This window comes from Stenotrophomonas sp. SbOxS2, assembly GCF_013416715.1.
GTDB classification, from domain to species: domain Bacteria; phylum Pseudomonadota; class Gammaproteobacteria; order Xanthomonadales; family Xanthomonadaceae; genus Stenotrophomonas; species Stenotrophomonas lactitubi.
Genome location: NZ_JAAVXD010000006.1, coordinates 58772 through 81157, shown reverse-complemented (window position 1 = coordinate 81157; position 22386 = coordinate 58772). Strand labels below are relative to the sequence as shown.

The window sequence follows — 22386 nt, the reverse complement described above, 5'->3', positions numbered from 1 at the left end:
CTCCTGTCGATCGTCCCGACTTTAGCAGTTAAGCCGTGGTTTCCACCCTCTCCGATTCTTCTTTCGTAAAAAGACGAAGCCCGTCACACAGGTGACGGGCCTCGCTTATTCATTTACGACAGTCGGTTATTACTGGGTCGCCAGAATGCTCACCCCGCTGTAAGCGGCCTCACCCACCACCTTGATGTAGTAGGTACCGGCCACCGGCTTGGCTACGCGCACGGTTTCGGTATTGCCCGGGCGGGTCGACTTGGCATCGTTGTCGGTCGCGGTGGGCACGCGGCCCTGCGCCAGATACACCGACACGTTGCCGCTGCCGCCGTAGGTCAGCACGCTCAGCGTCTTGCCGGCCGCCGCTTCGAAGGTGTAGACGGTTTCGCTGGCGGCCGCACCGGCCAAGCCACCCACGGTCACCTTGTTGGTCAGCGGAATGCCCTCCGGCTCGCAGTTCTCGGTGCACGGCTCCTTCAGCGCGGCATCCAGCGCGGCCTTGGCATCGAGGATGCCGGTGCCGATCGGGGTCGCCGCCGGGATGGTCACCGGGAACTTGCGCGCGCTCTGCTTCAGCAGCGTTTCCAGTGCGGCCGGGGCCAACGGTTCCTTGCCCTTGGCGATCAACGCGCTCTGCACCATGGCGGCCACGGCGGCAACGTGCGGCGAGGACATCGACGTGCCGCCCTTGCCCATCAGCACCCACTCACCGGCGTCCGGGGTGGTTTCCGAACTGGAGCCGACCTGCCAGATGTAGCCGTTCGGGTTGCCGTCGACGCTGCCGCCACCGCCCGGGGCCGACAGGTCGACCGCGGTGCCGTAGTTGGAGTAATAGGTGATGCCACCGGTGACACGGGTCGCACCCACCGCCACCACGTTGTTGCAGCTGGCCGGACGGTACTTGGATGCGTTGTCGGTTTCGTTGCCGGCCGCGACCACCACCAGGGTGCCGCGCGACACCGCGCCGTTGATCGCGTCCTGGTAGGCGGCATCGCATGCGCCGCCACCGCCCAGACTCATGTTGATGATCTCGGCCGGGTTGGTGTTGGCCGGAATGCCCGGCACGGTGCCACCGGAGGCCCAGGTGATGGCGTCACTGATGTCGGCGAGGGTGCCACCGCACTTGCCCAGCACGCGCACCGGCAGCACCTTGGCCTTGTAGGCCAGGCCCGCCAGGGCGCTGCCATTGTTGGTCACTTCGGCAATGGTGCCGGCAACGTGCGTGCCGTGCCAGGAACTGCCTTCCGGTTCAGAGCCGGTGTAGCACTCGTTGGCCGTTTCCACCCAGTCACCGTAGTCGGTGGCGCCGGGCGCGCGGCCGTCGTTCGGGCGGCGCGAGGATTCCTTGTCACTGATGAAATCGTAGCCTTCCAGCAGGTTGCTGCCGAAGTCCGGCACGCCCGGCAGGATGCCGGTATCGAGCACGGCGACCACGATGCCCTCGCCCTGCGAGAGATCCCACGCGGCCGGGGCGTTCACACCACCGGTGGCATTGAAGAAGTTCCACTGGTACTGCGCGTAGTTGGGGTCGTTGGGCACCAGTGCCGGCTGCGCGTTGGTGGCACGCAGGTCCGAACGCTGCAGGCGCACGTTGGCCACCGCGTACTGCACCGACGGATCGGCATTCAGTTCAGCCAGCACCTTCTGCATGTCGGCCGAGCCCAGCTTGGACTTCAGGCGGATCAGGTCGCCACCGGCACCGAGCTTGCGCTCCACCAGCGGAGACAGTGCCGCGGCGCGGCTGGTGGTGCCGCTGCTGACGATGGCACGCGACAACGCCGACTGCACGACCGAGAGCTTGGTCGAACGATCGCTGGCGGCAGCAGTGCCGTTGCGGTACTTCACGATGATGCCGTCCACGCTCTGCTGGGCAGTGCTGGCCACGCGTGCCGGTTCCTTGGCCACGCCCGGCTTGGCCGCATGCGCCGCACCGACGCCGACAGTCAACGACAGCACGGCGGCAGCCAGCACATTGATGCGAAGGGTCTGCTTCTTGGTCACGTTCGAAATCCTCTTCAAGGTCATGGTTGAGCTTTCCTTCTCCGCCCGTTGCACGGACGGAGCTCACTACGGCCATCACTCCCTGCGACTGCCCTGGCTGGCCCACCAGGGTTGCCGTGCCACGCCCCTTTGGCGCTCACTGCTCGACGTGCCGATGGGGTTGCCCACCGGCACGTTGTTGCGCACTTACCAGCCGAAGCCGGCACCGACGCCGACCGAGCTGTCATCACTGCTGAAGGCACCACCGATGGTGACCGTGGCGCGATCGCTGATCGCACGCTGGTAGCCCAGCGACATGGCCGACTCGCCGCCCTGGAAGCCGATGCCGACGCCGACCCGGTTCTGGGTACGGATGCCGGCGGCACTGGTGGCCATGTTGAGCATCGCCGAGCTCATCGCGCCCTGGCGGTCGATGCGGCGATCCATGTGGCGCAGGCGTCCATCAACTTCGCCCTTGAACACATCGAAGCTGTCGGTGACCGCCTGCACGCGGCTGTCGGTGTAGCTGTTGGCGGTGGTGATGCCACGGTCCAGCTGGCCCTTGTTGACCGCGTCGGTTGCGGTGGTACCGGCCGCCACGTTGGTGACCTGGCGTTCGTTGCCCTCGCTGCCGACCGAGACGGTGTTGGCGCGATCGGCAACCGAGCCCTGGCCCAGCGCCACCGCATTGGCCGCCGTTGCACTCGCGCCCTGGCCGACCGCGGTGGACGATGCACCACTTGCGACAGCGCCATCCCCCATCGCGACGGCGTTGATGCCACCGCCTGCGACCAGTGCCGGCTGTGCACTGCCTGCGCTGGCTGCGGTCGGGGTGCCCTGCACACGGGCAGTGGCCGTTGCCGATCCGCTATCCGCCAGGCTCGCATCGGCGGTGGCCGAAGCCGTGGCCGCGCTGGCTGCGTCGGCGTCCAGCGGAGCGGCCATCGAACGCAGGCTGGCCGCGCCGGAACGTGTGCCGCTGGCGGTGCGACGATCGATCTCGCTGACCTTGCGGTCCAGTGCGCCCAGTGCGTCGCCGACGTTGCTGTAGGTGGAACCCTGGATCACATAGTTCGGCGCAACGAACACCCCCTGCATGCCGACGCTGGCACCGCCGCCGAGGAAGCTGGCGGCATCGCTGAGCGACTGGAACAGCTGCCCACCGTTGATCGCCTGGCGGCTGCCGGAGGCGATGCTGCCGGCGCCGACGTTGTCGATGGTGGTGCCCTGGATACCGGCCAGGGTCAGGCGGTCGCGGCTGGCATCGTCGTAGCCGACCGAACTGGCCGCGCTGGTTTCAACGGTGGCGATGCGCGAGTCGAAATCTCCGACCCGGGTTTCCACCGCGCCCACGCGCTGGTTGGTGACGTTGAGCTGTGAACCGGTCACGGCATCGCTGCTGCCGGCGGTGATGCGGCCATCTGCAACGTTGACGATGCGGCGCGTGGCAGGGCCGGCGGTGCCGTTGCCGCCACCGACCGACACCACGTTGGCTTCCAGGGCACGTGCACCGGTGCCGAGGGCGACCGAGTTGATCCCGGTGACGCCGCTGTTGGCACCCAGCGCAAGCGCGCCGCCACCAATGGCCGAGGCATTGGCACCCAGTGCGTTGCTGCGTGCACCGCCGGCGTTGGCAGCCGAGCCGATGGCCACCGCGTCGGTGCCGCTGGCGGTTGCGGTGCCACTGCCGCTGGCGCGGAAGTGGCGGCTGGTGGTGTCGGCGGTGGAAGCGACCGCATCCAGCTGCGCGCGGTTGACTGCATCGGTGGCCTGGGTACCGGCGGCAACGCGGGTAATCTGCCGCTCTGCGCCTGCACTACCCACCGATACCGTGTTGGCCCGATCGGCTACTGCCGACGCGCCCAGCGCCGTGCTGTTGGCGGCACTTGCGGTGGCACCGAAACCAACCGCCGTGGAACCGGCGGCGGTGGCCTTGGCGCTGTAGCCGACAGCGGTGCCGAGGCGACCGCTGGCCTCGGCGTAGCTACCCAGCGCCGAAGCGCCGTCCGCCGTTGCGGTGGCACGGAAGCCACTGGCCTGCGACTGCGTGCCGCTGGCGGTGGACTGCGCGCCGCTGGCGGTGCTGTAGGCACCCTTGGCCTGTGCACCGGCGCCGGTGGCACTGGAGCCGAGTTCGCTGGCGGCAGCACCACTGCCCAGGGCTACGCTGTCCACGCCGGTGGCCTGTGCCGCATTGCCCAGCGCCGCACCATTGGCGCCGCTGGCCAGCGCATTGAAGCCCACCGCGGTGGCGTTGGCCGCAACTGCGGTGGCACCACTGCCGAGCGCACTGGCGCCGTTGCCGATCGCATTGGCCGCTTCACCCGCGGCCAGCGCGTTGTCGCCTTCGACGTACGCCCCGGCATCGCTGTCGGCACTGCCACTGGCCTGGAAGTGCTTGCTGGTCTTGTCGGCGACACTGGCTACTGCATCCAGCTGACCCTTGTTCACCGCATCGGTGGTCTCGGTGCCGGCGGCAACATGGGTGACCTGGCGTTCGTTGCCTGCGCTGCCGACGGCCACCGTGTTGGCACGGTCCGCCTTTGAACCCGCACCGAGAGCAACGCTGTTGGCAGCGCTGGCCGTAGCGCTGGCACCCAGCGCGGTGCTGTCAGCCGCATCGGCCCACGCATTCCAACCGATCGCGGTGGCGTAGTCGTCGGTGGCCCATGCACCGGCACCGAACGCCGCCGCACCGGTACCGCTGGCACGCGACGGGATCAGGCCGAAGAAGGTGCTGCCACCGATGGCGACACTCTCTGCGCCACTGGCTTCGCTGGATTGACCGACGGCGACCGCACCGCTACCTGCTGCCGCTGCTCCAAAGCCAACAGCTGTGGTGTTGGCACCGGTCGCCGCCGAACCATAGCCCAGTGCGGTACCAAGGCGGCCGCTGGCTTCGCTGTAGCCACCGATGGCGGTGGTGCCATCGGCCGAAGCCGCACTACGGAAACCACTGGCCAGCGATTGCGCACCGCTGGCGACAGCCTCTGCACCATTGGCCGTGCTGTAGACGCCGCTGGCCTGTGCAGCGGTGCCGGTGGCGGTAGCGCTGATTCCACTGGCCACCGCGCCATTGCCTAGTGCGGCACTTTCTGCGCCGGTGGCCTGTGCGTTGCTGCCGACCGCGGCCGCATTGCTGCCGGTCGCCAGCGTGTTGAAGCCGACGGCGGTCGCGTTGGCGGCCACGGCCGTGGCACCGCTGCCGAGCGCGGTTGCGCCATTTCCGATCGCATTGGCCGCTTCACCGGCAGCCAGTGCGCTGTCGCCTTCCACGTAGGCACCGGCATCGCTGTCGGCGCTGCCACTGGCCTGGAAGTACTTGCTGGTCTTGTCCGCCGTGGCAGCGACGGCATCGAGCTGGTTCTTGTTGACCGCATCGGTGCCTTCGGTGCCCGCGGCGACGTGGGTCACCTGGCGTTCGCTGCCGGCACTGCCGACGGCCACCGTGTTGTCACGGTCGGCCTTCGAACCTGCGCCCAGAGCCACGCTGTTGGCGCCGTTGGCGGTAGCGCTGGCACCCAGCGCAGTCGACTCGGCGCCATCGGCCCACGAGTTCCAGCCGATGGCGGTGGCGTAATCGTCGGTGGCCCAGGCACCGGCGCCGAACGCCGCTGCGCCGTAACCACTGGCACGCGACGGCACCAGGCCGAAGAAGGTGCTGCCACCGATGGCCACGCTCTCATCGCCGCTGGCTTCGCTGGAATCACCCATGGCCACCGAGCTGGCGCCCGACGCCGCAGCGAACACGCCGGCAGCGGTGCTGTTGGCACCACTGGCGACGGTGCCATAACCGAGCGCCGAGCCGAGTCGGCCACTGGCTTCGCTGTAGCCGCCTACTGCGGTGGTGCCGTCTGCAGAGGCTGCCGAACGGAAACCACTGGCCAGCGACTGCGCACCGCTGGCGACCGCCTCGGCACCGTTGGCGGTGCTGTACACCGCCGTCGCCTGCGCGCCTGCACCGGTCGCAGTGGTGCTGGTTTCGCTGGCCACCGCACCGCTGCCGAGGGCCGCGCTGTCTTCACCGGTCGCCTGCGCGTTGTTGCCCACTGCGGCCGCGTTGCCGCCGCTGGCCAGGCTGTTGAAGCCCACTGCCGTAGCGTTCGCGGCCACCGCCGTTGCGCCACTGCCGAGTGCGGTGGCACCGGTGCCGATCGCATTGGCGGCCTCACCGGCAGCCAGCGCGCTGTCGCCTTCCACGTAGGCACCAGCATCGCTGTCGGCGCTGCCACTGGCCTGGAAGTACTTGCTGGTCTTGGCCCCTTCGGCGGCCACTGCGTCCAGCTGGTCCTTGTTCACTGCATCGGTACCCTGGGTACCCGCTGCCACGTTGGTGATCTGGCGGGTGTTGCCGCCACCTCCGACCGACACGGTGTTGTCGCGGTCTGCAATCGAATCGGCACCCAGCGCCACGCTGTTGGCACCACGCGATTCCGCCGCATTGCCCAGCGCGGTGCTGTTGATGCCCGGCGCATAGGCGCCGCCACCGACCGCAGTGGAATAGTCGCCGGATGCTTCGGTCGCCAGCAGGCCGAACAACGAACCACCGACAGCCACGGCATTGGTGCCGGTAGCCAGGCTGCCCTGGCCGGTGGCGGTGCTGTAGGCACCGGATGCTTCCGAATCGCCGCCGAGCGCCACGCTGTTGGAGCCGGAGGCGTTGGCGAAGTTGCCGAAGGCGGTGGCGTTGAATGCCGATGCGTTGGCGTAACCACCGATGGCCGTGCTGTAGCCGCCGGTCGCTTCGGCGCCGATGCCGAACGCGGCCGAAGCGGTGCCGCTGGCCACGCTTTCACTGCCGACCGCCGTGGCCGCCTCACCGCTGGCATTGCTGAAGTAACCTACCGCTACGGCTTCCTCGCCACTCGCCTCGGACAACACGCCGGTGGCGGTGCTGCCGGCGCCGCTGGCCACCGAGGCCGCACCGAAGGCCGCACTCTGCTCGCCACTGGCTTCGCTCTCGGCACCTTGTGCGGTGGCGTATTCGCCGGTCGCCTGCGCGTTGGCACCGATGGCGCTGGCATTGGCTGCAGTGGCCAGGGCATTGAAGCCGATGGCCTGTGCATTGCTGGCCAGCGCATTGGCGCCACTGCCCAGCGCGGTTGCACCGTTGCCGATGGCGTTGGCCGATTCACCGGCGGCCAGCGCGTTGTCACCTTCCACGTAGGCGCCGGCATCGCTGTCGGCGCTGCCACTGGCCTGGAAGTACTTGCTGGTGGTCGCCGCACTGGCTGCAACCGCATCGAGCTGCGACTTGTTCACCGCATCGGTAGCCTGGGTACCGGCCGCCACACTGGTGATCTGCCGCTCGTTGCCGGCGCTGCCCACCGACACGCTGCCGTCACGGCTGGCCACCGAACCGGCACCCAGCGCAACCGCGTTGTTGCCACTGGCCGTACTACCCGCGCCCAAGGCGATCGCACTTTCACCGCCGGCCACCGTGTTGGTGCCGATGGCGATGCTGTTGATGCTGTTGCCCAGCGCCTGGAAGCCCAGCGCAACGCTGTTGTCGCCGTAGCTGAAGGCGCCGCGGCCGACAGCGGTGGAACTGATGCCGTTGGCCCAGCTGTTGTAGCCGATGGAGGTGGCACCGTTGGCGCTGGCCCATGCCGCCGGACCGAACGCCGAAGCATTGCGGCCGGTGGCCCAGGCACCGGCGCCGAAAGCGGTGGCGCCCTCCTCGCTGGCGGTGCTGTAACCACCCACGGCGGTGCTGTCGTCGGACTTGGCAAAGGCGCTGTCACCGATGGCGACGGCATAGCTGCCGGTAGCGCGCGACTTGCCGCCTGCCGCGAAACTGTTGTCGCCGGTGGCCTGTGCTGCATTGCCGAAGGCGCTGCTGCTGGCACCGGTCGCCTGCGCGGCATTGCCGACGGCGGTGGAACCGGCCGAAGCGGTGGTGCCGATCTGCACCGGATTGCCCTGGTCATCCAGCAGGGGCTGGTTGTATTCGTCGTACGCCTGGCCGAGGCCACCCACGGCCACTGCACCGTCACCGTCGGCGAAGGTATTGCGACCCAGTGCCACGCTGTCGGCGCCGATGGCCGCAGCGCCTGCGCCCTGTGCCAGCGCGCCGGCACCGATGGCGTTGCTGGCCGAACCCGCCGCTACGGCACCCTCGCCTTCTGCATAGGCACCGGCATCGCTGCCGCTCTCCGGCTGCGCCTGGAAGAAGCGCGCGGTGGTGTCGGCGGTGCTGGCCACGGCGTCCAGCTGTGCCTTGTTCACTGCATCGGTGGCTTCGCTGCCGGCCGCCACGCTGGTGATCTGCCGCTCGTTGCCGGCACTGCCCACAGCCACGCTGTTGGCGCGCACCGCTTCGGAATTCGCACCCAGTGCAACGCTGTTGGCACCACGCGCAGTGGCGTAGTAGCCGACGGCGGTGCTCTGCGCGCCACTGGCCCAGGTCTGCGCACCCAATGCACTGGCGTTCTCGCCCGGTGCATAGGCGAAGTAACCCACTGCGACCGCCTCGGCACCGGAGGCCTCGGTCAGGCTGCCGTTGGCCACGGCATGGTCACCGCTGGCAATCGCGCCGGCACCGACGGCCGTGGCCGCTTCGCCACTGGCCTGGGTCTGCACGAAGAAGCCCAGGCCCGGGATCAGATCGGCCGGGCCACCAATGGCCACGCTGCTGGTGCCGGTAGCGTTGCTCTGCGTACCGACGGCCGTGGAGTAGTCGCCGATGGCATTGGAGACCGCGCCGAACGCCGACGACTGTACACCTGCCGCGTAGGCACCCACGCCGTACGCCGAGGCGGCGAAACCGCCGGCATCGGCGCTGGCGCCGACAGCGGTACCACCGACCCCGGCACTGGTGGCGCCGGTCTCTACCGGCACGCCACCACTGGTGATCAGCGGATTGCCATCAGCATCCACCGCAGCACCGCCGACGGCGACGCTGCCCGGACCGACTGCCTGCGCGTTGTTGCCGAAGGCCGCACTGTTCTGGCCCGAGGCCAGCGCGTTGTTGCCGACCGCAGTGGCGTTCTGCGCGACAGCGGTCGCACCTGCACCGACGGCGGTCGTGCCGTTGCCGATCGCATTGGCGGCTTCGCCAGCGGCGAGCGCGTCATCTCCCTCGGCCAATGCGCCGGCATCGCTGTTGCTGCTGCCGGTGGCCTGGAAGCGCTTGGCGGTGGTATCGGCTACTGCCGCCACGTCCTTCAACTGACCGACGTTGACCGCATCGGTGTCTTCGGTACCTGCGGCGACACTGGTGATCTGCCGGGTCAGGCCGTAGTCGACCGCGCCTACCGACACGGTATCCACGCGATCGGCCAGCGAGCCGGCGCCGAGCGCCACGCTGCCGGTGGCCACGGCGGCCGAATTGGAGCCGAGCGCGGTGCTGTACTCGCCCACTGCGGTGCTGAACGCACCGACGGCAATGGAGGCTTCGTTGGCGGCCGTCGCACCGCGGCCCAGCGAGGTGCTGCCCGGGCCCATGGCCACCGCGCCTGCACCGACCGCAGTTGCGCCATCGGCGCTGGCTTCGGACAGTGCACCCAGTGCGGTGGCTGCGCCGTTCTCGCTGGCGGCCACGGCATGGGCACCGACGGCGGTATCGCCCAGGCCGAATGCGGCCGCGCTCTGCCCGACCACCACGCTGGCATCGCCGAAGGCAAGCGCGTTCTGGCCGAAGGCACTGGCACCGACGCCCGCAGCAATCGCCTGGGTGCCGACCGCAGTGGTGGCGTTGGCCAGCGACTGGCTGCCACTGCCGACCGCGATGGCGCCCTCGCCTTCGATCTTCGCCGCGTCGCTGTTGTCACCCGCGCCATCGGCCTTGAAATAGCGGCTGCCCTCGGCCGCCGCCTGCGCAAGCGCAGCCTGCGTGGCGCGTGCCTGTGCATCCAGCTGCGCCTTGTTCACCGCATCGGTGGCGGCGGTACCGGCGGCGACGTTGGTCACCTGCCGTTCCTTGCCGGCATCACCGACAGAGACGGTGTTGGCGCGTGCTGCCTTGGAACCGGCGCCCAGCGCCACGCTGTTGGCGCCGGTGGCGCTGGTACCCGCACCGATCGCCACCGCGTTGCTGCCCTTGGCGCTGGCAGTGCCATCGACCGCGCACTTGTCCACCACTTTGCTGTTGAGCACCACGCAGTTCGCGCTGCCACCAATCTCGACCGACTGCGCCGAAACGACACCGGTCATTCCCAGTCCCATTGCCAAGGCCAACGCTGCGGCCAGTCGTGCCGGCGCGGCATCCGTCGCACTGCGGCGCTGGTCGACGACCCCGCCTGATGAGCTGGAAGAGGCCAGTTCCGAGGCCACCACCAACTGACCCAATGCTTTGTTCCAGACCTTGCGATAAATCCGATTCATCGGTACGGCTCCTGATTGGACTGGTTTTGGGCAAAGCAACGCCACCGCCGAACCTTCGTGGTTCAACGTCCCCTGGGGGCGTTATTCGCGTGATTTACTGCGGGGTATTGCCGAACGGCGCGCAGGGACAGAAAACCGAGCGCATGCGCCGTGCGGTTACTGCGGGATGAACAGATTTGAAACGGGGGTCAAGTGTTAACGGCATCTTTGCGAATCGTCAAGAGTTTGACGCAGCAAAAGCCATTGCCGTGAAGCAGTTCACTGTTTCACTTGTTTATGTACGTATTTTGTTAGGCGCACGTGAGGGAATCCTCACATATGAAAACGTATGTAACTGGTGGCCAGTGCAGGAGTTTCCGTATTCAAAAAGAAAAACCCGCCGGTTTCCCGGCGGGTTTCCATACGCGATGGCATCGTCAGCTGCGCAACGCGTGTGCGATCAGCCGCACCACACCCGTGCGTTGCGGAACATGCGCATCCACGGTGAATCGCCCTGCCACTCGGCCGGGGCCCAGCTCAGGTTGAGCGCGCGCGGGGTGCGCTCCGGGTGCGGCATCATGATGGTCACCCGGCCGTCGGTGCTGGTCAGGCCGGTGATGCCGTCGGGCGAGCCGTTCGGATTCAGCGGGTACTGGCTGGCGACGTTGCCGTTGCCATCGATGTAGCGCAGCGCGACGCGGGCTGTGGCCTGGTCGACGGCGTTGTCGAACACCGCCTGGCCTTCGCCATGCGCCACCGCCACCGGCAGCCGCGAACCGGCCATGCCACGCAGCAGGATCGACGGCGACTCCACCACTTCCAGCAGCGCGGTGCGGGCTTCGAACTGCTCACTGGCGTTGCGGCGGAACTGCGGCCAGTGCTCGGCACCGGGGATGATGTCCTTCAGCTGGCTCATCATCTGGCAGCCGTTGCACACGCCCAGGGCGAAGCTGTCCTCGCGCGCGAAGAACGCGGCGAAGGCATCGCGCAGCGCAGTGCGCTCGAGGATCGAGGTCGCCCAGCCCCGGCCGGCACCCAGCACGTCGCCGTAGCTGAAGCCGCCGCAGGCGACCAGGCCGGTGAAGTCCTGCAGCGCCACGCGGCCTTCGATGAGGTCGCTCATGTGCACGTCGAATGCGCGGAAGCCGGCACGTTCGAAGGCGTTGGCCATTTCAATCTGGCCGTTGACGCCCTGTTCGCGCAGGATCGCAACGCGCGGACGCGCACCGGTCTGCACGAACGGTGCGGCGACGTCCTCATTGGGATCGAAGCTCAACTTCGGCTTCAGGCCCGGCGCGGTGAAGGCGCGGGCGATCTCGCGCTCGGCATCGGCGTTGGCCGGATTGTCGCGGCGCTTCTGCATCGCGTGGGTGACCGACCACCAGGCATCGAACAATGCTTCCCAGCGCCATTCGGCCAGCGAATCACCGCCCAGCGACACCCGCACCACAGGCGCGGTGGTCGGCTTGGCGATGCGCTGTGCGCACTCGGTCAGCGCGTGGCGCTCGACCAGGTCGGCGAACGCGGCGCGGTCTTCGCGGGCGATCTGCACCACCGCGCCCAGCTCTTCATTGAACAGGCTGCGGAACGGATCGTCGCCCCAGGCGTCGAGGGTAATGTCCAGGCCCAGGCGCGAGGTGAAGGCCATTTCGCACAGCGCGGCGAAGGCACCACCGTCGCTGCGGTCGTGGTACGCGCGCAGCAGGCCGGCTTGGCGTGCATCGCGGATCAGCTCGAAGAAGCCACGCAGGCGCTGCGGGTCGTCCAGGTCCGGGGCGGCACCGGCGAAGGCCGGCAGGTCGCCGTGGTCGGCGTGCACCTGGGCCAGGATCGAACCGCCCAGGCGCTGCTTGCCGGCACCGAGGCCGATCAACCACAGCTCGCTGTCGATATCGCGGTCCAGCAGCGGGGTCAGCTGCTGGCGTGCATCGGCCACCGGCGCGAACGCGGTGATCACCAGCGACACCGGCGACACGCTCTTGTGCGCCTCGCCCTGGTCGTGCCACTGCGCCTGCATCGACAGCGAGTCCTTGCCCACCGGGATGCTGATGTCCAGCTGCGGGCACAGTTCCATGCCCACCGCCTTCACCGCGTCGTACAGCAGCGCGTCTTCGCCCGGGTGGCCGGCAGCGGCCATCCAGTTCGCCGACAACTTGATTTCATCCAGCGCATCGACCGGGGCCGCGCACAGGTTGGTCAGTGCTTCGCCCACGGCCATGCGGGCCGAAGCAGCCGCGTCCAGCAGCGCCAGCGGCGTGCGTTCGCCCAGCGCCATCGCCTCGCCGGCCACGCCGTCGAAATCGGCCAGGGTGATCGCCACGTCGGCCACCGGCAGCTGCCACGGGCCAACCATCTGCTCGCGCGCGGTCAGGCCGCCGACGCTGCGGTCGCCGATGGTGACCAGGAAGTTCTTGGAGGCCACCGTCGGGTGCGCGAGCACGCGCAGACCGGCTTCCTGCAGGTCCAGTCCACCGGTCTTCAGCGCCGGCCAGCGCGGTGCCGGCGGGTGCGCGGTATCGCGGTGCATCTTCGGCGGCTTGCCGAACAGCACGTCCATCGGCAGGTCGATCGGCGCGTCGGCCGGGATGTTACCCGGCACGGCGCCATAGGCCACCACCAGGTGTTCGGCCGCGGTGGCGACACCGACCGCAGCGAACGGGCAGCGCTCACGTGCGCACAGCGCGGCGAATTCGGCCAGGCGCTCCTGCGCCACACCGAGCACGTAGCGCTCCTGCGACTCGTTGCACCACAGCTGCATCGGCGACAGCGACGGATCGTCGGTGGGCACCTTGCCCAGGTCGATGATGCCGCCCACGCCGGAATCGTGCAGCAGTTCGGGAATGGCGTTGGACAGGCCACCGGCACCGACGTCATGGAAGAACTTGATCGGGTTGTTGGTCCCCATCGCCACGCAGCGGTCGATGACCTCCTGGCAGCGACGCTCCATTTCCGGGTTGTCGCGTTGCACGCTGGCGAAGTCCAGATCCTCGGCGCTTTCACCGGAGGCGACCGAACTGGCGGCACCGCCGCCGAGGCCGATCAGCATCGCCGGGCCGCCGAGCACGATCACGGCATCGCCGTCCTGCAGCAGGATCTTGTCGACCTGCACGCGATCGATGGCGCCAAGGCCACCGGCCAGCATGATCGGCTTGTCGTAGGCGCGTACCAGGTCGGCGCCTTCCGGCAGTTCGAAGCTGCGGAAGTAGCCGAGCAGGGCCGGGCGGCCGAACTCGTTGTTGAACGCAGCGCCGCCGAGCGGGCCGTCGGTCATGATCTCCAGCGCCGGCGCCATGCGCGGGTTCAGCGCACGCGGCGCCTCCCACGGCTGCGGCAGCTCGGGAATGCGCAGGTGCGAGACCGAGAAACCACTCAGGCCAGCCTTCGGCTTGCCGCCACGACCGGTTGCACCTTCGTCGCGGATTTCACCACCGGCGCCGGTCGACGCGCCCGGGAACGGCGCGATCGCGGTCGGGTGGTTGTGTGTTTCCACCTTGATCTGGAACGAGCTCGGCACCTGTGGTTCGCGGCGGTACTCGCCGCTGGCCGGGTCCGGGCGATAGCGCGATGCCGGGTGGCCTTCGATCACCGCCGCATTGTCGCTGTACGCGCTGAGCGTGTGCTGCGGCGTCTGCTGGTGGGTGTTCTTGATCATCCGGAACAGCGAGCGGTCCTGCTCCTGGCCGTCGATGGTCCAGCTGGCATTGAAGATCTTGTGCCGGCAGTGCTCGGAATTGGCCTGCGCGAACATCATCAGCTCCACGTCCGACGGCGACCGGCCCAGCGCGGTGAAACGCTCGCGCAGGTAGTCGATCTCGTCCTGCGCCATGGCCAGGCCGAGGCGCTGGTTGGCGGCCTCCAGCTGGTCCACCGGCACGCGCTCCAGTTCGCCACGGGCCGGGCTCGAGAACAGGGACTGGCCCTGATCGACGGTCTCCAGCACCGACTGCGTCATCGGGTCGTGCAGCACCTTGATCAGTGCCTGCTGGGCGGCAGCATCGGCCGGCCATCCCAGTACGTCGATGCGCAGGCCACGCTCGACCCGGCTCACCGGCTGGCCGGCACCGCGGACCAGTTCGCTGGCCTTGCTCGACCACGGCGACAGCGTGCCCAGGCGCGGCACCACGATGCGGCTGACCGCACCGTCAGCAACCGCCTCGGACTGCGGACGGGCTTCCAGGATGCGGCACAGGGTATCGACGTCGGGGGCGGCAGTGCCCTCGGCCTGCACGAAGTAGACGTGCCAGGCACCGCTGATGCGCAGGGAGGGAGCGATGGACTGCAGGCGGGATTCAAGACGTTCGCGGCGGAACGGCGACAGGGCGGGCGCGCCCTCGAGGACCATCATGTCCGGGGAACCGTAGTTGGGAAACGGGCCCGACATTGTACCGGAAGCGGGGGTAGGCTTCGGCCGGGCGGCGCCCGGCACCCGCAGAGGCCAGAGCCAGAGCCGAAGCAACGGCAACAGCCAAAGCGACAGCGGGCATTCCGTGGGATGGCGGGGTGGGTCCGGTGGCGGGGGACGCCGTAAACCCGTCCCTGGGGGCTTGGCCGCGGCATCCATGCCGCGGACACCCCCGCCACCGGACCCACCCTGCCTTCGACAGATCTCCGCGATCTGTTGGTAGATCCACGCCATGCGTGGATGCTCCTTGGTTACCGACCGCTGGCCGGCAACCACAGGAATGTCTGGAATCAAACGCCTGAGAGCGAAGCGATCGGCGTTTGATTTTGATTTTTTGTTCGTCTTTCGTGGCTGGCGCCCGCATGAACCTGTCGGGGGCCGGGTGGGTGGGGTCAGGCGGGGTGTCCGCGGCATGGATGCCGCGGCCAAGCCCCCAGGGATGGGTTCACGGCGTCCCCGCATGACCCCACCCGCCCGGCCCAACCCCGGAACCTGCTCTAGATGCCAACCACGAAGGGGCTCCGCCGATGGCTGCCGACCGCGCGCCAGCGCCGCTCTCGCCCAAATCCCCGAACCATGCGCTCGCTCACGGATTGACCACGCAATTGATGACAACGTTGTCCCCACCTGGCGCCGGACTCTCTCCCCGGCCCACCAGGTACCTCCGTCCGCCCCCTCCGTCGCCTTCCCGGGCGATGTCCGGACCCTGCGTTACGTGCGGCGCCGTCGTGGCCCGTGCGCCAACCATCGATCGGAGACACACCATGTACGACCCGCTTGTGCAGAGTGCCGATGTACGCAGTGCCCGCCCTTCCCTTCATCGCTGTCGCCCGCGCCGTCTGGCCTGGCTGCTGGCCCTCGCCGGGGCCGTTGCCCTGCCCGGCCTGGCCCAGGCCGCCAGCTGTGCCGGCGTAGCCGAATGGGACCAGGCCAAGATCTACCGGAGTGGCGATACCCTGCAGAAAGGAGGCGTCCTCTATCGGGCGAACCAGGACATCTGGAACGCACCGCCGGACCATCCGGCCGGGGCGCCCTACTACACCAACCTCGGCGCCTGTGACGGCAGCGGCGCCAACCAGCCGCCGGTGGTCAGCCTGACCTCGCCGGCCAACGGCGCCACCTTCAGCGCCGGCAGCACGGTCAACGTGACCGCCAATGCCAGCGATGCGGACGGCAGCGTCAGCAAGGTCGAGTTCTTCCGCGATGGCAGTTCGCTGGGCGTCGACACCAGCGCGCCGTACAGCGCCAGCTGGGCCAACGCCAGCGCCGGCAGCCATACCCTGCGCGCGGTCGCCACCGACAACAACAACGCCACCGCCAGCACCGCGACCATCACCATCACCGTCAACGCGGCCAGTGGCGATACCACCGCGCCCAGCGTGCCCGGCGGCCTGGCCGTGGGCACCCGCACCGCCAACAGCATCGCCCTGAGCTGGAGCCCGTCCACCGACAACACCGGTGGCAGCGGCCTCGCCGGCTACGACGTGTACCGCAACGGCAGCCTGGTCGGTTCACCGTCCAGCGCCAGCTATGTCGATGGCGGGCTGACCGCCTCCACCAGCTACAGCTACCGCGTGCGCGCCCGCGACAACGCCGGCAATGCCTCCGCGCAGGGCACGGCGGTGACCGCCAGCACCCTGGCCGGCGACGGTGGCACCACCGGCAAGCGGGTCATCGGCTACTTCACCCAGTGGGGCATCTACGGCCGCAACTACCGGGTCAAGAACATCGACAGCAGTGGTTCGGCCGCGCGCCTGACCCACATCAACTACGCCTTCGGCAACGTGCGCAACAACCGCTGCGAAGTGGGCATCACCCAGGCGTCGGATCCGAACAGCGGTGCCGGTGGCGATGCCTTCGCCGACTACACCAAGGCCTTCGGTGCCGGCGAAAGCGTGAGCGGCAGCGCCGATACCTGGGACCAGCCGCTGCGTGGCAACTGGAACCAGCTCAAGCAGCTCAAGGCCAAGTACCCGGGCATGAAGGTGCTGATCTCGCTGGGTGGCTGGACCTGGTCGCGCGGCTTCTCCAGCGCGGCGCAGCCGGCCAATCGCCAGGCCTTCGTCGCCTCGTGCATCGACGCCTACATCAAGGGCAACCTGCCGGTGACCGACGGCGCCGGTGGCCCTGGCGCGGCGCTGGGCGTGTTCGACGGCATCGATATCGACTGGGAATACCCGGTGGCCTGCGGTATCGCCTGCGGCACGCCCGAGGACAATGCCAACTTCACCGCGCTGATGGCCGAGTTCCGCCGCCAGCTCGATGCGGTGCGTCCGGGCCTGTTGCTGACGGTGGCGGTCGGCGCCGGCATCGACAAGATCCGCGTTACCGATCCGGCCGCGTACCACCCGTACCTGGACTACATCAACGTGATGACCTACGACTTCCACGGCGCGTGGGATGCGAAGACCAATCACCAATCGGCGCTGTTCGATTCGCCGAGTGATCCGTCCACCGGCGACCAGAAGCTGTACAACAGCAACGATGCCATCGAGGCCTTCATCAGCCGCGGTGTCCCCGCCGCCAAGCTCAACCTGGGCATCGGTTATTACGGGCGTGGCTGGACCGGCGTGACCAACGTCAACAACGGCCTGTACCAGAGCGCCACCGGTGCGGCACCGGGCACCTACGAGGCCGGCATCGAAGACTGGAAGGTGCTGAAGAACCTGGCGTGGCAGGGCTACACCGACAACACCGCCGGTGCCACCTGGATCTACAACGGCAGCACACTGTGGAGCTTCGATACCCCGGCCAACATCACCCGCAAGATGGGCTACGTGAAGACCCAGGGACTGGGCGGTGCGTTTGTCTGGGAGTTCAGCGGCGACGATGCGCAGGGCACGCTGACCAAGGCGGTCAGTGATGGCTTGAAATAAGCAGACAACCGGGGATGCGACTGGCATCCCCGGTTTCCAACCTGTGGAGCCGAGCCCATGCTCGGCTGATGTGTCCGCAGCCGAGCATGGGCTCGGCTCTACAGAAAAAGGTCAGCGGCGGTCAGCGCTTGGCCGACAGCTTCTCCAGCGCGGCACGCAGCTGCGCCGGCGGCAGGTAGCCGCCGAGCTGGGTGCCATCCGGCGCGAAGATGGCCGGCGTACCGTTCACCCCCAACTGCTGGCCCAGGGCGTACTGCATGGCCACCGGGTTGGTGCAGTTCTTCGCGGCCACCGTGCCACCACGCTTGGCATTGGTCAGCGCCTGGCGACGATCGGCCGCGCACCAGACCGAGATCATGTCGGTGTAATCCTTGCTGCCCAGGCCCATGCGCGGGAAGGCCAGGTATTCAACGGTGATGCCGTTGCGGTTGAGCTCGGCGATGTCCTGGTGCAGCTTGCGGCAGTACCCGCATTCGATATCGGTGAACACGCTGATGGTGTATTTCGCGTTCGGCGCGGCGAACACGATGCGGTCACCATGATTGGCCTTGGCCAGCAGGTCGCGACGGTAGCCCAGCAGGCCTTCGCTGTTGGCCGGGCTCTTGGCGCGGGTGTCGTAGGGCTGCGACTGGAACAGGTAACGGCCGTCGTCGGAGACGTACAGCAGCTGGCCGGAGACCACCACTTCACGGAAGCCCGGGAAGGGCGCGGCGCCGATGTAATCCACCTGGAAGCCGGGGTTGAGCTCGGTCAGTGCCTTGCGCACGGCCTGCTCGGCCGGGCCGTTGGCCGCGGCGGCAGGACCGGCCTTGGCTGCCGCTGCGGCGGGCGCCTTTGCGGCGGGCGGGGCGGGCTGGGCGCAGGCACTCAGGCTGAGCGCGCCGAACACGGCGGCGATGGCGAATCGGAGCATGGAGCAGTCCGCAGCAGAAAGAAGACTTCGGATTCTGACACAGCCATCCTGAGCGGTCCGCGATGCCGCGCACAGGCCCGGCAGGGGTTCAGCCGTGGGCTCAGCCGCGTGGATGATGGCGGGCGTGCAGTTTCTGCAGGTGTTCGCGTGCGACCAGGGTGTAGATCTGGGTGGTGGACAGCGAGCTGTGGCCCAGCAGCATCTGCAGCGCGCGCAGGTCGGCGCCGCGGTTCAGCAGGTGGGTGGCGAAACTGTGCCTTAGGCCATGCGGGCTGATCCGCGCCGGATCCATACCGGCCACCGCCGCGTAGCGCTTGACCAGGTGCCAGAACGCCTGGCGGGTCAAACCATGCAGCGCCGGTTCGATGAACAAGGGCGTCTGCCCGTCGGCCAGCGCCTGCACCTTGCCCTTGCCCACTAGTTGCGGTCGCGACTGCTGCAGGTAGCGTTCCAGCCAGTACTGCGACTCCTCGCCCAGCGGCACCAGGCGTTCCTTGCTGCCCTTGCCGGTCACCCGCAACACGCCCTGGCGCAGGTTCACTGCCGTGGCGGGCAACAGCACCAGCTCGCTCACGCGCAGCCCGGCGGCATACATCAGCTCCAGCATGGCGCGGTCGCGCAGGCCGAGCGGACTGTCGATATCCGGCGCCGCCAGCAGCGCATCGATCTGGCTCTCGGCCAGCGCCTTGGGCAGCAGCCGTGGCAGCTTCGGCGGATCGAGCAGTGCGCTGGGATCTTCACTGCGTTCGCCACGGCGCACGGCGTCGGCGAAGAACGCACGCAGCGCCGACAGCAGCCGCGCATTGCTGCGCGGCGACCAGTTGTGGCGGGTGCGCCAGGCCAGGTAATCGAACAGCCCGGCGCGTTCAACACCGGCCAGACCGCCGTCGCGCCCATCACACCAGCGCGCCAGGCCTTCGAGGTCGCGGCGGTAGCTGTCCAGGGTGGCGCGGGCCAGGCCGTGCTCGGCCCAGATCGCGTCGAGGAAACGCTGGATGCGCTGGCCGTCCTCGCTGCGCAGCTCGGGCAGTTGCTGGACCAGCTGACGACGTTCGGCGGGAGTGGAAGTGACGGCCATGCACGCAGGATACGAGGCCGACTGCGGGCACGGCCAGCATTGCGTATGCTCGGCACATGTCGAGCCCCGCCACCGATGCGGCCCACGTTGCCGCTGATACGCCCCGCCCGCGCGCGCTGCTGCTGTGGCGCCTGCTGGCGATGATCTATGACGCGTTGCCGGTGCTGGCCTTGTGGATGCTGGCCGGCACCGTGTTCACCCTGGCCTATACGTTCAGTGGCCATGCGCAGCGCGAGAACATCGCGCCTTTCAGTGCCTGGCAATGGCTGCTGTGGGCGGTGTGCTGGGCAATGACCGGGTGGTACGCCACTGCCAGCTGGCGACGCGGCGGGCAGACCTTGGGCATGCGCCCGTGGCGCTTGAAGCTGGAATCACGCGACGGCACGCCGTTGCGACGCGGCCAGCTGTGGCTGCGGTTCGCGGTGGCCACGCTGTCGTTGCTGCTGGGCGGATTGGGCTTCTGGTGGGCGCTGGTGGATCGCCAGCGGCTGACCTGGCACGACCGCGCGAGCGCCACGCGGCTGCTGCGGATGCCGAAGCGCTGACCTGTGCTGGCAGCGCCGGGCAGGGCCCGGCGGACGTGGGATATCGCACACCTTCGCCGGGCAGGGCCCGGCGCCACCGGAATCAGCCCGATTTGCGCCGGAACAACAATCCGGACACCGCCAGCATCACGATCGGCGGCAGCGCGTAGGCAATGCGGTAGTCGAACTTCAGCGCGCCGGCCATGCGACCGAAGAACAGCTGCAGCAGCCAGAACGCCAGCGCGAACAGGATGCCCAGGAACAGGCGCTTGCCCATGCCGCCACTGCGCAGCGAACCGAACGCGAACGGCACCGCCGCCAGGCACAGCGCCAGCACATTCAACGGATAGAACCAGCGGCTCCAGTACACATCCTCATAGTCGCGTGCATCCAGCCCGTTGCGCTCGCGGTAGGCGATGCTGGTGCTCAGTTCGGACACGCTGAGGTTGCGCGGCTTGGCGATGCCGGTGGCCAGCGCCCCGGCATCCAACTTGGAATTCCACGGCTCACGGGCCACTTCCTGGCGCGTTGCCGAACGCTCGCCGAAGGTGTCGCGGCGCACGCCGGTCAGCACCCAGCCGTCCTTGTCATGCTCGGCGGTGGCGGCATGGGTCAGCGTGCCCACCCGCCCGTCCTCGTTGATCCTGTAGAGGCGCACGTCACGCAGAATCAGCCGGGTGCCCTTGTCGCCGACCAGCTGTTCTTCGCCCGCCTGTGCGTTGAGGAAGGTGTCACCCTCGCGCGCCCACAGCCCGGAGTAACGCGCTACCGCAATGTCGGTGCCCCACTTGGCACTCATCTTCAGCGAATCGGCGCGGTTCTGGCCCCACGGCCCCAAGGTCTCGGCGCTGATCACCATCAGCCCGGTCAGCAACGACAGGGCGATCGCCACCGACACGCTCAGGCGCTTGCGCGACAGGCCCAGCGCGCGCAGCGCGGTCAGCTCCGAGGTCGCGGCCAGCTGGCCCAGGCCCATCAGCGCGCCGATCACCGCTGCGGTCGGGAACATCGTGTAGGCCCGGCGCGGCACGGTGTACAGCACCCAGGCTGCCGCATGGCCCAGCGAATAGCCGTTCTTGCCGATGTCCTTGAACTCGCCGGAGAAGGCCATCAGCACGTCCAGGCCGACCAGCACCGCCCAGGTCAGCAGCACGGTGCCCAGCACCGCGCGGCCCAGGTACAGATCGAAACGCATCGGTCGCAGCATCATGCGCGGGCTCCCTTCGGGCGGGCCATGCGGCCGTCACGCGCGTACATCCAGATCGCCAGTGCCAGCAGCGGCAGGGTCAGCCACCACAGGCCAAGCGCCGACGGAATCTGGCCGTTGGCAATCCAGCCGCTGCCGATGAACATCATGTTGGTGCCGACCATGTAGGCCAGCAGGGCCAGCATCATCCGGCCGTAACGCTGCTGGCGCGGCGAACTGCGGCCCAGCGGCACGGTCAGCAGGGCGAAGGCCAGCGCGATCAGCGGCGGGGCCAGGCGGCGGTGCAGCTGTGCCTGCGCCTCGGGACGCTTGTCGCCGAACAGCGCGGTGGTCGGCATCAGTTCGGGATCATCACTCTTGCGGGCCTCACTGCCGTCGGGCAGGGCCACGTCGTTGCGGGCGAAGGTCGCCAGACGGTAATCCAGTGCGCCGGCCGCCGGCCCTTCCAGCTGGTGGCCATCATCCAGTTCCAGGAAGCGCTGGCGGGCGCCTTCGAAGTACATGCGACCGCTGGCGGCGGACACCACTTCAAGGCGATCCTCCTTCTGCCGCTGCAGGAACACCCGGCCCAGCTGGCTGCCATCGGGGGAGATCGAGGCGACGTAGACCACGCCGCCATTGGGCAGCGGGGTGAACCGGCCAGGCTCCAGGCCGGCCATCAGCACGCTGCGGTTGGCGTCCTGGATCATCTGTTCGGCGGTGCGCTGGGCCCAGGGCCCCAGCCACAACGAACAGGCGCCGACCACCGCGATCACCGGCAGCACCAGCAGCAGCAGGGGCTTGAGCAGGCGTTTGGGGCCGACACCGATGGCGGTGATGACCGCCATTTCCGAGTCGCGGTAGAGGCGGGCGATGGCCAGCAGCAGACCCAGCATCAGTGCCAGCGGCAGGATCAGCGGCATGTAGACGATGAACTGCAGGCCCAGCTGCGAGAACAGCAGCTTGGCCGGCAGCCGCCCGTCGGCGATGTTGCCGAGGATGTCCACCAGCACGCCGCCCACGCTGACCACCAGTAGGACGATCAGGGTAGCCAGGAAACTCTGGACGAAATCGCCCAATAGATAGCGGTCAAGCTTCAACATGGGGCGGTGGTTTAAACTCTCAGGTTCGT

The 22386-nt window shown here is 68.4% G+C and carries 9 protein-coding genes; 2 read left to right on the top strand and 7 right to left on the bottom strand.

Annotated elements, in window-relative coordinates; genetic code table 11:
- Positions 1–129: 129 nt before the first annotated feature.
- From HFK18_RS13860 to purL, 3 genes are all read right to left on the bottom strand, one after another.
- Positions 130–2016 (bottom strand): S8 family peptidase, encoded by a 1887-nt coding sequence (locus HFK18_RS13860; protein WP_180166718.1) that lies wholly within the window; start codon positions 2014–2016, stop codon positions 130–132.
- 162 nt (positions 2017–2178) lie between these two features.
- Positions 2179–10296: an ESPR-type extended signal peptide-containing protein gene (locus HFK18_RS13855; RefSeq protein WP_180166717.1), complete on the bottom strand. Its 8118-nt coding sequence runs from the start codon at positions 10294–10296 to the stop codon at positions 2179–2181.
- Positions 10297–10735: 439 nt separating this feature from the next.
- Positions 10736–14620, bottom strand: coding sequence for a phosphoribosylformylglycinamidine synthase (gene purL, locus HFK18_RS13850; protein ID WP_180166716.1), 3885 nt, complete (start codon positions 14618–14620; stop codon positions 10736–10738).
- 821 nt (positions 14621–15441) lie between these two features.
- Between purL and HFK18_RS13845 the strand changes: the two genes are divergently transcribed.
- The gene (locus HFK18_RS13845; RefSeq protein WP_180166715.1) at positions 15442–17553 is read left to right on the top strand and encodes a glycosyl hydrolase family 18 protein; all 2112 of its coding nucleotides are present in this window, start codon (positions 15442–15444) and stop codon (positions 17551–17553) included.
- A 121-nt stretch (positions 17554–17674) separates the two neighbouring features.
- Here the strand turns inward: HFK18_RS13845 and HFK18_RS13840 are convergent, their stop codons facing one another.
- Together HFK18_RS13840 and xerD are read right to left on the bottom strand one after the other, a co-directional pair.
- Positions 17675–18466 carry a DsbC family protein gene (locus HFK18_RS13840; protein ID WP_180166714.1) on the bottom strand — a complete coding sequence of 264 codons (792 nt, stop codon included), beginning with the start codon at positions 18464–18466 and terminating at the stop codon, positions 17675–17677.
- 100 nt (positions 18467–18566) lie between these two features.
- Entirely contained in the window at positions 18567–19544 is a 978-nt protein-coding gene (xerD, locus tag HFK18_RS13835; RefSeq protein WP_180166713.1) for a site-specific tyrosine recombinase XerD, read from the bottom strand.
- Between the two features lie 56 nt (positions 19545–19600).
- Here xerD and HFK18_RS13830 point away from each other — a divergent pair, with 56 nt between their 5' ends.
- Positions 19601–20089 (top strand): RDD family protein, encoded by a 489-nt coding sequence (locus HFK18_RS13830; RefSeq protein WP_180166712.1) that lies wholly within the window; start codon positions 19601–19603, stop codon positions 20087–20089.
- An 82-nt stretch (positions 20090–20171) separates the two neighbouring features.
- Here the strand turns inward: HFK18_RS13830 and lptG are convergent, their stop codons facing one another.
- Positions 20172–21278, bottom strand: coding sequence for an LPS export ABC transporter permease LptG (lptG, locus tag HFK18_RS13825; protein ID WP_180166711.1), 1107 nt, complete (start codon positions 21276–21278; stop codon positions 20172–20174).
- Positions 21275–22357 (bottom strand): LPS export ABC transporter permease LptF, encoded by a 1083-nt coding sequence (lptF, locus tag HFK18_RS13820; RefSeq protein WP_100551516.1) that lies wholly within the window; start codon positions 22355–22357, stop codon positions 21275–21277. Before lptF ends, lptG begins: the two co-directional genes overlap by 4 nt.
- Positions 22358–22386 lie beyond the last annotated feature (29 nt).

Excerpts from the sequence above, each read along its gene's own strand:
- HFK18_RS13860 (WP_180166718.1), bottom strand. The coding sequence starts at position 2,016 with ATGACCTTGAAGAGGATTTCGAACGTGACCAAGAAGCAGACCCTTCGC.
- HFK18_RS13855 (WP_180166717.1), bottom strand. The coding sequence starts at position 10,296 with ATGAATCGGATTTATCGCAAGGTCTGGAACAAAGCATTGGGTCAGTTG.
- purL (WP_180166716.1), bottom strand. The coding sequence starts at position 14,620 with ATGATGGTCCTCGAGGGCGCGCCCGCCCTGTCGCCGTTCCGCCGCGAA.
- HFK18_RS13845 (WP_180166715.1), top strand. The coding sequence starts at position 15,442 with ATGTACGACCCGCTTGTGCAGAGTGCCGATGTACGCAGTGCCCGCCCT.
- HFK18_RS13840 (WP_180166714.1), bottom strand. The coding sequence starts at position 18,466 with ATGCTCCGATTCGCCATCGCCGCCGTGTTCGGCGCGCTCAGCCTGAGT.
- xerD (WP_180166713.1), bottom strand. The coding sequence starts at position 19,544 with ATGGCCGTCACTTCCACTCCCGCCGAACGTCGTCAGCTGGTCCAGCAA.
- HFK18_RS13830 (WP_180166712.1), top strand. The coding sequence starts at position 19,601 with ATGTCGAGCCCCGCCACCGATGCGGCCCACGTTGCCGCTGATACGCCC.
- lptG (WP_180166711.1), bottom strand. The coding sequence starts at position 21,278 with ATGATGCTGCGACCGATGCGTTTCGATCTGTACCTGGGCCGCGCGGTG.
- lptF (WP_100551516.1), bottom strand. The coding sequence starts at position 22,357 with ATGTTGAAGCTTGACCGCTATCTATTGGGCGATTTCGTCCAGAGTTTC.